Consider the following 11,509-nt stretch of genomic DNA (forward strand, 5'->3'; position numbering starts at 1 on the left):
CGCGATCAGCTCGCCGCGGCGGCAATGTCCGTGGGCTCGACGCTATCGGCCGGCAACGCGAACTGCTCGACGCGCTTGTAGGGCTTGTTGTTCAGCAACAGCCGCGTCACGTCCGGTCGCGAATAATGCCCGGCCGGGTCTGCCGCGTTCTTGGCGACGCCGATGGCGCCGAGGTCGATCTCGGCAATCAGCAGCCCCTCCTGGTCCGGCGCGAGCTTGTCGCCGATCTGGCTGCCGTCGGGGCCGTAGATCGCGGCGAAGCCGCCGCCGACATGGAGCAGCGCGTGCTTGTCCGGTCGGTCGCAGAGCTCATCGATCATCGCCTGCGACACCGTCGCGCAAGGCGCCAGCACGAAGCATGAGCCTTCCACCGCATAGACGCGCGAGGCGGCATTGTTGACCTCGGCTCCGAGCGCCGGCGCGAAGGGATCGTAGAGCGAGAAGCTCGGCCAGGCCGCAACATGCACCTGCTCGTTCTGGGCATACATCGCGTATTTCGACAGCGGCTGCAGATGCTCCCAGCAGCACAGCGCGCCGAGCCGGCCGATGTCGGGCCGCGCGTGCACGGCAAGGTCGCTGCCGTCGCCCTCGCCATAAACGGTGCGCTCGGCATGGGTCGGCCGCAGCTTGCGGCGCTTGGCGATGGTCTCGCCATCGGGCCCGATCAGCCATTGCGCCAGATAGAGGCTGCCGCCATCGCGCTCGGACAGGCCGATCACGGCGGTGAGCTTGGCCTTGCGCACGGCATCGCGCAGCCGTTCGGCCTGCGGGCTGTCATAGGCCAGCGAATTGTCGAAATAGCGCTGCACGAAGCCGCGGCCGATCGCCCAGGCCGGCGAGTCCATCCAGATGTGCCAGGGGTAGCCGGGAATGAAGGCCTCCGGGAAGGCGATCAGCTTGGCACCTTTCTCGGCGGCCTCCCTGATCAGCGCGACCGACTTGTCGATCGAGGCGTCGAGGTCGAGCCAGGCCGGCGCAGCCTGCACCACCGCCACCTTGTATTTCGGATGTTCGATGCCCATTGCCGCCTCCCTAGCCGGTTGATCGGAAGCCATCTCCGATGCAGTCTATTGGACCAAGGCGGGCGATCGAGCGCTCGACCGCGACGGAACAAAAACTCGACCGGGCGGAATTCCTGCCGGGTACGGGATTTGCCTCCGGTCAGGCTGGGTCTGTCCATTGGCAGTTTTGCTGGACGGGACAAGGGAGGCTTCCAGATGCCAATCCAGTTCACGACGGACGGCAGCCCGGCCCATCGGCGGCTCGCGCTCTGGCAGGACATCGTCTGCGACGTCTTCGTCGGGCTCGACTGCAGGTCCGATCTCGGCAGCGCCTTTCGCGGCTCGGTCACGCAAGCTGCGCTCGGCAAGGCCGTATGCTCCGAGGTCTGCTCCGATCGCCAGCACGTGTTCCGTACACCCTCGCGCATTGCGCGCTCGGATCAGGATTTCGTCCTGGTCGCGCTCGGCCATCGCGGCGACGGCGGCGTGGTGCAGGACGGCCGCGAGACCGTGATCCATCCCGGCGAGTTCGCGCTCTACGACACCACGCGCCCCTATGAGCTGAAGTTCAACGATCCTTTCACGCAGTCCATCTTCAAGATGCCGCGGGAGATGTTGCAGCGCCGGCTCGGCGGCACCGAGACGCTGACCGCGATGTCGTTCGGCGGCGAGGCGCCGCTCGAGCGGCTCGCCTATGATTTCATCTTCCGGCTTTGCCAGAGCGCCGACCGGCTCGCGTCCGACGGCGCCGCCGCATTGTCGGAGCAAGCCGTCGATCTGCTCGCGATGGCGCTGAGCGAACGGCTTCGAAAGACATCGCTGCCGTCCTCGACCCACCGCTCTGCATTGCTCTACCGGCTCAAGGCGCACGTCCGCGCCCACCTCGCCGATCCCGACCTTTCATTGTCGGATACCGCGGCCGCGCTCGGCATCTCGCCGCGCTACGTCAACGACCTGCTAGCCGACGAGGAGACCTCGTTCCAACGTTTCGTCCTTGCCGAACGGCTCGCCCAATGCCGGCGCGACCTCGCCTCGCCCCTGCTCGGTCACCGCCATATCAGCGAGATCGCCTTCGCCTGGGGCTTCAACGACCTCTCGCATTTCGGCCGCGCGTTCCGCGCGCATTTCGGCATGTCGCCGCGCGACTTCCGGCACAGCCAGTTGCGGCACTGATCCGCAGCCATCGGCCGGGGCCTGCGCTCGCTGGGAGACGTCGCGCTCCGGCTCGCGGTGCTGGTTCTAGTCGGCTGCGCCAAGCAAGTCCGGTATGTGAGGGCGTGATAGGACAAGGCGCCTGCTTGCGCTAACGTTGATACCAGGGCCGCGCACATCAATCAGCAGTCAGCCGAGGAGCATATCGATGGAACACCGACGCTTGGGCCGGTCAGGCCTCATGGTGCCAGTTCTCAGCCTTGGCACCGGCACCTTCGGCGGCGTCGGCCGCCTCGCTGCGTGGGGGAGCACGGACGCGACCGAAGCGCGGCGTCTCCTGGATATCTGCCTCGAAGCCGGCGTGTCGATGTTCGACACCGCGAACGTCTATTCGCTGGGCAGATCCGAGCGCGTGCTCGGCGAAGCCATCAAGGGCCGCCGCGACAAGGTGCTGATCTCGACCAAGGCCACGTTCCGCTTCGGCGACGGTCCCAACGACATCGGCTCGTCGCGGCAGCATCTGCTCGCCGCCATCGACGGTTCGCTGCGCCGGCTCGGCACCGACTACATCGATCTGTTCCAGCTCCACGGCTTCGACGCCTTCACGCCGCCCGAGGAGGTGCTATCAACGCTCGACGTGCTGGTGCGCGCCGGCAAGATCCGCTACGTCGGCGTTTCGAATTTCTCGGGCTGGCACCTGATGAAGTCGCTCGCACTTGCCGACAAGCACGGCTTTCCGCGCTACGTCGCCAACCAGACCTATTATTCACTGATCGGGCGCGACTACGAATGGGAGCTGATGCCGCTCGGCCTCGACCAGGGCCTCGGCGCCGTGGTCTGGTCGCCGCTCGGATGGGGGCGCCTCACCGGCAAGATCCGCCGGAATCAGCCGAAGCCCGAGGTAAGCCGCCTGCCCAAGACCGCCGAGTTCGGCCCGCCCGTGCCGGACGAGCACGTCTATCGCGTCGTCGAGGCGATCGACGAGGTCGCGAAGGAAACGGGAAAGAGCGTATCGCAGATCGCGCTGAACTGGCTGCTGCAGCGCCCCACGGTGTCGACGCTGATCATCGGCGCGCGCAACGAGACGCAGCTCCGCGAAAATCTCGGCGCGGTCGGCTGGTCCCTGACCGAGGACCAGGTCGCAAAACTCGACGCAGCGAGCAAGGTGACGCTGCCCTATCCCTACTGGCACCAGAGGACGACGTTCATCGACCGCAACCCGCCGGCGGTCTAGGGACCGTTGAGCTGCGTCAAGCGCGCCGGCCTCGGCCGTGGCATTCTGCGGCCATCGCGAGGCCCCGATGCGTCAATTTGCCATGAAGGCTCTGTTCACGACCCTCAGTCTTAGCCGCGCCGCACCGGCGTGGCTGGTCGTTGGCGTTCTGTGGAGCACAGCGAGTCAAGCCCTGGACGCCGAGCAGCGGCGCGCAGAAGCAATGCTGCAGCGGATGTGCGCGGACTGCCATGCGGTCGGCAGAAGCGGCGCGAGCCCAAATGAGCTGGCACCGCCTTTCCGGACGCTGGGCGAGAATAAGCTTTACGATCCCGACTTCGCGCAGCGCCTCCAGGACGGCTACAGCAGCATTCACCGCGCCATGCCGACGGCCCGATTCGGCCGCGACGACGCCGAGGCCGTGGTAAGCTATCTCAGGGCGATTCAGGAGCCGCGGAAGCCGAAATAGGCGCTGAAGCGGCTGCCGCTCTGGCCGGAACCATCCCGGGCCGGACCAAGTTGCGACCAGCAACCGCATCTCAACCGAACGCGCGTCACGATGTCGTCCACCACGATCGAGCATGTCGACGGCCTGCCGCAGCCGCAGCGCAACCAGGCGGTGCTGACGATCGCGCTCGGCATCGTCATGGCGGTGGTCGACAGCGCCATCGCCAATGTCGCGCTGCCGACGATCGCGGCCGACTTGGACGCGAGTCCGGCCTTCTCGATCTGGATCGTCAACGGCTACCAGCTCGCGATCACGATCTCGCTGCTGCCGCTGGCCTCGCTCGGCGAGATCGTCGGCTATCGCCGCGTCTATCTGGTCGGGCTGGTGCTGTTCACGCTGGCGTCCGCCCTCTGCGCACTGGCGTACACGCTGCCGCTGCTGACGGCCGCGCGCATCCTCCAGGGCTTTGGCGCGGCCGGCATCATGAGCGTCAACGCCGCGCTGGTGCGCTTCACTTATCCGCGCCATCTGCTCGGCCGCGGCATCGGGCTCAACGCGCTCGTCGTCGCTTTCTCCGCTGCGGCCGGCCCGACGCTCGCCGCAGGCATCCTCGCGGTCGGAAGCTGGCCCTGGCTGTTCGCCATCAACGTGCCGCTCGGCGCGGTGACGCTGCTGATCGGCTTGCGCAGCCTGCCGCATACCAGGCCCGCCGGCCGTTCCTTCGACTGGCAGAGCGCGGGACTTTCTGCGATCACGTTCGGCGTCGGCATCGCAGCGATCGACAGCGTCGGTCATGGCGAGGCGGCGATCGTCTGCCTGATCCAGTTCGCCATCGCCATCGTCGCCGGGGCGCTCTTGATCTGGCGCGAAACCCACATGACCTCGCCGCTGCTGCCGGTCGATCTGCTGCGCATCCCGGTGTTCGCCCTGTCGATCGCGACCTCGATCGCCTCGTTCTGCGGACAGATGCTCGCCTTCGTCGCGATCCCCTTCTATCTCCAGAGCCGCTTCGGCTATTCGGCGGTGCATATGGGGCTCCTGATCACGCCATGGCCGATCGCGGTGGCGTTCGCGGCGCCGCTCGCCGGCCGCCTGGTCGAGCGCTATCCGGCCGGCCTGCTCGGCGGCATCGGGCTCACGCTGTTTGCCTGCGGCCTTGCCGCGCTCGCCTTGCTCCCGGCAGACCCGACGCCGTTCGACGTGATCTGGCGCATGGCGCTGGCGGGCGCAGGCTTCGGCCTGTTCCAGACCCCCAACAACCGCACCATGATCGCCGCCGCCCCGCGCGAGCGCGCCGGCGGGGCCAGCGGCATGCTCGGCACGGCGCGCCTGCTCGGCCAGACCACCGGAGCAGCGCTGGTGGCGCTGCTGCTCGGCCGCTATCCGGTCGACGGCACCCGATACGCCCTGCTCGCCGGCGTCGGCTTTGCGCTCTGCGGCGCGGTGCTGAGCATGCTGCGGCTGTCTCCGGCCGGCGCGCGCGGCGCCGAGCATGTCCGCGTGCAGGACGATCAGCGCCTGCGCGGCGACTGACGGCGTCCACCTTCAGGTCCCTGCCATTCCCGTGCACAACCCCTGCGTGGCTTAACTATCCGGACCAATGACCTATTGCCCTCACGCTCCGGTTGCGCTTGATAGACGCGGGGAATATGGGGGCAGTTCATGCGCTTATTGGGAATTGTGGCGCTCAGCGTCATGCTGGGCGGCTGCGCGTCTGTCACGCGCGGCACGACCGAGAACATCAGCATTTCATCGACACCTTCGGGCGTGGAAGCCGTCGTGAGCGGAATGGAGGTTCCGACCACCTGCACGACGCCCTGCTCCGTGGTCGTCAAGCGGAACGCCGACATTTCGATTACCTTCCAAAAGGAAGGCTATGAACCGCAGATCGTGCCACTCAGCCGGGACATCCAGACCGGTGGAGCCGCCGGCTTTGCCGGCAATCTTCTGCTGGGTGGCGTCGTCGGCATGGGCGTCGATGCCGCAACGGGCGCCGCAACCGATCACAAGCCCAACCCGGTCATCGTAACGATGCAGCCGTCGGCCCCTGCCCGCGGCCCACGGCCAGCCGGCCCGCGCAAGCCGCGTCCGCCAGCGGCGACGCCCGAAGCCGGAACGTAGGCCTACGCACCGCCTCAGAAACAAAAAGGCCGGCTTCGCAGCCGGCCTTTCGATTCATGATGCAGCCAGATCAAGCCTTGACCAGCGGACCCTTGGTCGGCCCCTTCGAGCCGCCGGGACCGCCCGGCTTGGACTTGCCCGGCGGGCGCTTGCGGGCGCCGGGCAGCTTCTCCTGCTTCGGCGTGACCGGGCCCTCGACGAATTCGAAGCCAATCTTCTCCTTGGTCTCGTCGGCCTCGTCCTTGACCAGAACGACCCGAACGTGACCACCGCCCTTGAGCTTGCCGAACAGCACCTCGTCGGCCAGCGGCTTCTTGATGTGCTCCTGGATCACGCGGGCCATGGGCCGCGCGCCCATCTGCTCGTCGTAACCATGCTGGACCAGCCAGGCCTTGGCGGGCTCGGACAGCTCGATGGTGACGTCGCGATCGCCGAGCTGCGCTTCAAGCTGAAGCACGAACTTCTCGACCACGGTGCCGATCACCTCGACGCTGAGATGACCGAACGAGACGATAGCATCGAGACGGTTGCGGAATTCCGGCGCGAACTGCCGGTTGATCGCCTCGTGGTCGTCGCCTTCCCGCTTCGAGCGCGTGAAGCCGAATGCCTGCTTGGCAAGATCGGACGCACCCGCATTCGTGGTCATGATCAGGATCACGTTGCGGAAGTTGACCTGCTTGCCGTTGTGGTCGGTGAGCCGGCCGTGATCCATGATCTGGAGCAGCACATTGTAGAGATCGGGATGCGCCTTCTCGATCTCGTCGAGCAGCACCACGCAATGCGGATGCTGGTCGACGCCGTCGGTCAAGAGGCCGCCCTGGTCGAAGCCGACATAGCCGGGAGGCGCGCCGATCAGGCGCGACACGGTGTGTCGCTCCATGTATTCGGACATGTCGAAGCGCAAGAGCTCGACGCCGAGCGACGCCGCGAGCTGCTTGGCGACCTCGGTCTTGCCGACGCCGGTCGGGCCCGAGAACAGATAGCAGCCGATCGGCTTCTCCGGCTCGCGCAGGCCGGCGCGCGCCAGCTTGATCGAAGCGGCGAGCGACTCGATCGCCTTGTCCTGGCCGAACACGGTGCGCTTCAGCGTCTGCTCGAGATGCTTGAGCACCTCGGCATCGTCCTTCGACACGCTCTTCGGCGGGATCCGCGCCATCGAGGCGATCGTGGTCTCGATCTCCTTGATGCCGATGGTCTTCTTGCGCTTGTTCTCGGCCACCAGCATCTGCGCCGCACCGGATTCGTCGATCACGTCGATCGCCTTGTCGGGCAGCTTGCGGTCGTGGATGTAGCGCGAGGAGAGCTGAACGGCAGCTTCGATCGCCTCATTGGTGTACTTCAGCCGATGATAGTCCTCGAAGTACGGCTTGAGACCCTTGAGGATCGCGATCGCGTCCTCGACCGTCGGCTCGTTGATGTCGATCTTCTGGAAGCGTCGCACCAGCGCACGGTCCTTCTCGAAGTGCTGGCGATATTCCTTGTAGGTGGTCGAGCCCATGCAGCGGATCGTGCCCGAGGCGAGCGCGGGCTTGAGCAGGTTCGAGGCATCCATCGCCCCGCCCGACGTCGCACCCGCACCGATCACGGTGTGGATTTCGTCGATGAACAGGATCGCGTTGGGATGCGCCTCGAGGCTCCTTCAGCACCTGCTTCAGGCGCTCCTCGAAGTCGCCGCGATAGCGCGTGCCCGCGAGCAGCGTACCCATGTCCAGCGAGAACACGGTGGCGGCTGCAAGCACTTCAGGCACTTCGCTGTCGACGATACGCTTGGCGAGGCCTTCGGCGATCGCGGTCTTGCCGACACCGGCTTCGCCGACGAACAGCGGGTTGTTCTTCTGCCGGCGGCACAGCACCTGGATCGCACGGTTGATCTCGGAATTGCGTCCGATCACCGGATCGATCTTGCCGTCGCGCGCCTTCTTGTTGAGGTTGACGCAATAGGTCTCGAGCGCCTCGCCCTTCTTCTTGGCGTCCTCGTTGCCCTTGGCCTCGGTCTCCTCGTCGACGCCGCGAACCGGGCGCGCCTCGGAGACGCCCGGCCGCTTGGCGATGCCGTGGCTGATGTAGTTGACGGCGTCATAGCGCGTCATGTCCTGCTCCTGCAGGAAATACGCGGCATGGCTCTCGCGCTCGGCGAAGATCGCGATCAGCACGTTGGCGCCGGTCACCTCTTCGCGGCCGGAGGACTGCACGTGGATGACCGCGCGCTGAATCACGCGCTGGAAACCGGCGGTCGGCTTGGCGTCGTCGGCGCCATCGGTCACCAGATTCTCGAATTCGGTCTCAAGATAATTGACGAGGCTCGTGCGGAGCTTGTCGAGATCGACGCTACAGGCGCGCATGACGGCGGCTGCATCGGAATCGTCGATCAGGGAGAGCAAGAGATGCTCGAGCGTCGCGTATTGGTGATGACGCTCGTTTGCGATCGCCAGCGCACGATGCAGGGATTGTTCAAGGCTTTGGGAAAAAGTCGGCATTCGCGTCCTCTATGGCCCCCACCATCATGGTCGTGATCGCCCGGTCAGGCAACAACAACCTTTGTCACATATAGTTATACAAGATCGCGGCGAAAGACCGGTTCCGCGACTCGGGCGACTCACACTTGAGGCATTTTTTGATGCAAAACCCGTTCCGATCGGGCGGGAGCGGGGCCGGCGCGGAATTCCGTAGTTTTGCCGACTGCGACACACGTGGTGTGCACCGGCGTCACGCGACGCTCATACGGCGACCGACACAAGGGCCGGCATCGAACGCACCGTCTACTTCTTTTCCATCACGCATTGCAGAGGATGCTGGTGCTTGCGGGCGAAATCCATCACCTGCGTCACCTTGGTCTCGGCGATCTCGTAGGTGAACACACCGCACTCCCCGATGCCGTGATGGTGGACGTGAAGCATGATCTTGGTCGCGGCCTCGACATCCTTGTTGAAGAACTTCTCCAGCACGTGGACGACGAATTCCATCGGCGTGTAGTCGTCGTTCAGGATCAGCACGCGGTAGAGGTTCGGCCGCTTGGTCTTGGGCTTGACCTTGGTGATGACCGACGTGTTCGGGCCCGACGGGCTGCCCGAACGGTTCTCGTCATTGCTCATGCGAGGAGCGGAGGCAGCGGCTGGCGCGGACAGGTCGAGTCTGGAAGTCAATTGCGGCATGGCTCAGGCGTTCAAATTCCCCACGGAAGCGAATGGCGGTCACCGCGCGACCCCGCCCTTCGGAGCCTGGCGCAGGCGCGCCGCCTTGTTGGATCGCCGCTCCCGACAGATCCAGTCGAGGCCGGATCGTTCGCCAGCAATATGGGCCTGCCCCCGGCTCGCCGCAAGCGTGCAAAGGTCCGACCGATGGCCGCGGCAGTCCCGATTCCCGGTCCGGGCGATCCGGGCCAAGGTTAATCAATCCGGACCGATTTGACAAAAATTTATGCCCATATCGCCTAGAATCTGTTGACCAGGAACCAAGCCATTTAACACGATTGCGACGTTTTCCCGGGGATGCCCCGGTCTTCTACGGTGCGATTTACCAAGCATTCAGTGGCGTGGCGCGAAATCGGGCAAAACCACCGATTTCGGGGTCTGTCATGTTTCGCTCGCCGCTCGTCCGCCTGATTGGTCGACAGTTCGCCCGCTTCGCGGCGGCCGAGCAAGGCAATATCGCCATGATTTTCGCGATCGCCCTGGTCCCGGTGCTGAGCTTCATCGGTGCGGCGATAGACTACAGCCGCGCCGTCCAGGCCCGCACGTCCATGCAGGCGGCCCTCGACTCCGCCGCTCTGATGCTCTCCAAGGATCTGTCGAACGGCACCATCACCGCCTCGCAGCTCGGCACGGCGGCGCAGGCCTATTTCAACGCGATGTTTACAGCGAAGTCCGCCCTGCCCTCGGTCAGCGTCGCGGCCACCTATGCGGCGAGCAGCAGCATGGGCTCGACGATCCAGCTCACCGGAACCGGCACCTATACGACCACCTTCATGAAGATCGCCGGCTTTCCGACGCTCGACGTCGGCACCACGTCCACCAGCGCCTGGGGCAACGTCCGCATGCGCGTGGCCCTGGTGCTCGACAACACCGGCTCGATGGCCAGCGACGGCAAGATGGGGGCGATGCAGACGGCCGCGAAGAACCTGGTCGATCAACTCAGCGCGCTCGCCAAGAATCCTGGCGACGTCTACATCTCGATCGTTCCGTTCGCCAAGGACGTCAACGTCGGCGCCAGCAATTATAACAAGAGCTGGATCGATTTCAGCGATTGGGATGCTGCCAACGGCAGCTGGAGCTGCACGTCGGGCAATTCCAACAATTGCAACAAATGGAAATGGACGCCGGCGAACCGCGATACCTGGACCGGTTGCGTGACCGATCGCGATCAGGACTACGATACCAAGAACACCACGCCGACGAGCGGCAATGTGGGGACGCTGTTCCCGGCCGATCAGTACTCCTACTGCAACACGGCCAGCTGGTCCTACCTGCAACCGATCATGCCTTTGAGCTACGACTGGACTGCGCTCAAGGGCCGGATCGATGCCATGAAGCCCACGGGCAACACCAACCAGGGCATCGGCCTCGCCTGGGGATGGATGACGCTGTCGACCGGCGATCCCATGAACGCGCCGGCTAAGGATACCAACTACACCTACAAGGACGCCATCGTGCTGCTTTCCGACGGCCTCAATACGCAGAACCGCTGGTATAACAACGCCGCGCAGATCGACGCGCGGCAGAAGAAGCTGTGCGACAACGCCAAGGCCCAGCCTTCCAACATCACGATCTACACAGTGCAGGTGAACACCGGCAGCGATCCGACCTCGAGCGTGCTGCAATATTGCGCCAGCGGCACCGACAAGTTCTACCTGGTCACGTCGCCCAGCCAGACCGTATCGGTGTTCAAGGACATCGGCACCTCGCTGTCGAAGCTGCGCGTGGCGCGCTGACCTATTGACCGCCAGCAAACAAAAAGCCCGGCTGATCCAGCCGGGCTTTCGATTCCAAGATGTCCTGAAAGCGTTACTGGGCGGCCGGGGTAAACTTCGACACGATGGTCTCGACCGGCTTGAACGCCTGCTTGGCGAGGTCGCTGTAGAGGCCGGCGATCTTCTGCGATTCCGCAACGAAGGTCTCGTAGGCGGAACGGGCGAAATCGGTCTGCGCTTCCATGGCCTTGTCCAGCGACTTCACGCCGGAAAGCTTCTCGACGAAGGACTTGGTGTCTTCGAACGACTTCTTCGTGTAGTCGCCATAGGCACTGGCGATCGCCTGGAGGCCGTGCTGCACCGAGGTCGCGGAAGCGACGCACTGCTCGAACTGCTCTTTCCCGTAGCTCTGAAAGTCTTCAACCTTGAACATTCCGGAATCCTTTTCCCTGGCTTTGGTCGGAAGCCCCGGCTCCCTGACTCTGCTCATAATTAGTGCAGCGCACAAATAAGTCAAGAATATTTGTGCGACGCACAAAATTTGGCGTCATTCGCGCAAATTCCCGGGGTTTCCCGCAAGGTTTCCTTAAGCTTTTGGAAACCGCGGGCCCCTACCCTGATTCCCGGACGTGGTCAGCTTCCGAAGACGGTCGAAAGCCGTTTGAGAA

The 11,509-nt window shown here is 64.7% G+C and carries 9 protein-coding genes and 1 pseudogene; 6 read left to right on the forward strand and 4 right to left on the reverse strand.

Annotated elements, in window-relative coordinates; genetic code table 11:
- Positions 1 to 5: 5 nt before the first annotated feature.
- Positions 6 to 1,022 (reverse strand): carbon-nitrogen hydrolase family protein, encoded by a 1,017-nt coding sequence (locus tag ACETMP_RS09235; RefSeq protein WP_375160683.1) that lies wholly within the window; start codon positions 1,020 to 1,022, stop codon positions 6 to 8.
- 195 nt (positions 1,023 to 1,217) lie between these two features.
- On the opposite strand from ACETMP_RS09235, the gene ACETMP_RS09240 reads away from it, so the two are divergent.
- From ACETMP_RS09240 to ACETMP_RS09260, 5 genes are all read left to right on the forward strand, one after another.
- The gene (locus ACETMP_RS09240; protein WP_375160684.1) at positions 1,218 to 2,174 is read left to right on the forward strand and encodes a helix-turn-helix domain-containing protein; all 957 of its coding nucleotides are present in this window, start codon (positions 1,218 to 1,220) and stop codon (positions 2,172 to 2,174) included.
- A gap of 187 nt (positions 2,175 to 2,361) precedes the next feature.
- Entirely contained in the window at positions 2,362 to 3,387 is a 1,026-nt protein-coding gene (locus ACETMP_RS09245) for an aldo/keto reductase (RefSeq protein ID WP_375160685.1), read from the forward strand.
- Between the two features lie 67 nt (positions 3,388 to 3,454).
- A complete protein-coding gene (locus ACETMP_RS09250) occupies positions 3,455 to 3,835 on the forward strand; it encodes a c-type cytochrome (protein WP_375160686.1) in 381 nt (126 codons plus the stop codon).
- Between the two features lie 90 nt (positions 3,836 to 3,925).
- Positions 3,926 to 5,347, forward strand: a complete 1,422-nt coding sequence (locus ACETMP_RS09255; protein WP_375160687.1) for an MFS transporter — start codon at positions 3,926 to 3,928, stop codon at positions 5,345 to 5,347.
- 129 nt (positions 5,348 to 5,476) lie between these two features.
- Entirely contained in the window at positions 5,477 to 5,935 is a 459-nt protein-coding gene (locus ACETMP_RS09260; protein WP_375160688.1) for a PEGA domain-containing protein, read from the forward strand.
- A gap of 70 nt (positions 5,936 to 6,005) precedes the next feature.
- Here the strand turns inward: ACETMP_RS09260 and clpA are convergent.
- A pseudogene (gene clpA, locus ACETMP_RS09265) lies at positions 6,006 to 8,412 on the reverse strand (ATP-dependent Clp protease ATP-binding subunit ClpA).
- A 282-nt stretch (positions 8,413 to 8,694) separates the two neighbouring features.
- Positions 8,695 to 9,027 carry an ATP-dependent Clp protease adapter ClpS gene (clpS, locus tag ACETMP_RS09270; protein WP_028135886.1) on the reverse strand — a complete coding sequence of 111 codons (333 nt, stop codon included), beginning with the start codon at positions 9,025 to 9,027 and terminating at the stop codon, positions 8,695 to 8,697.
- 482 nt (positions 9,028 to 9,509) lie between these two features.
- On the opposite strand from clpS, the gene ACETMP_RS09275 reads away from it, so the two are divergent.
- On the forward strand, positions 9,510 to 10,862 hold the full coding sequence (locus ACETMP_RS09275; RefSeq protein ID WP_375160689.1) for a pilus assembly protein TadG-related protein: 1,353 nt from the start codon (positions 9,510 to 9,512) through the stop codon (positions 10,860 to 10,862).
- Between the two features lie 73 nt (positions 10,863 to 10,935).
- On the opposite strand, the gene ACETMP_RS09280 is transcribed toward ACETMP_RS09275, so the two are convergent.
- The gene (locus ACETMP_RS09280) at positions 10,936 to 11,274 is read right to left on the reverse strand and encodes a phasin family protein (RefSeq protein ID WP_028135884.1); all 339 of its coding nucleotides are present in this window, start codon (positions 11,272 to 11,274) and stop codon (positions 10,936 to 10,938) included.
- Positions 11,275 to 11,509: the final 235 nt, after the last annotated feature.

Origin of the sequence: Bradyrhizobium dasycarpum (assembly GCF_042019905.1) — a bacterium.
Taxonomy (GTDB): Bacteria; Pseudomonadota; Alphaproteobacteria; order Rhizobiales; family Xanthobacteraceae; genus Bradyrhizobium; species Bradyrhizobium japonicum_B.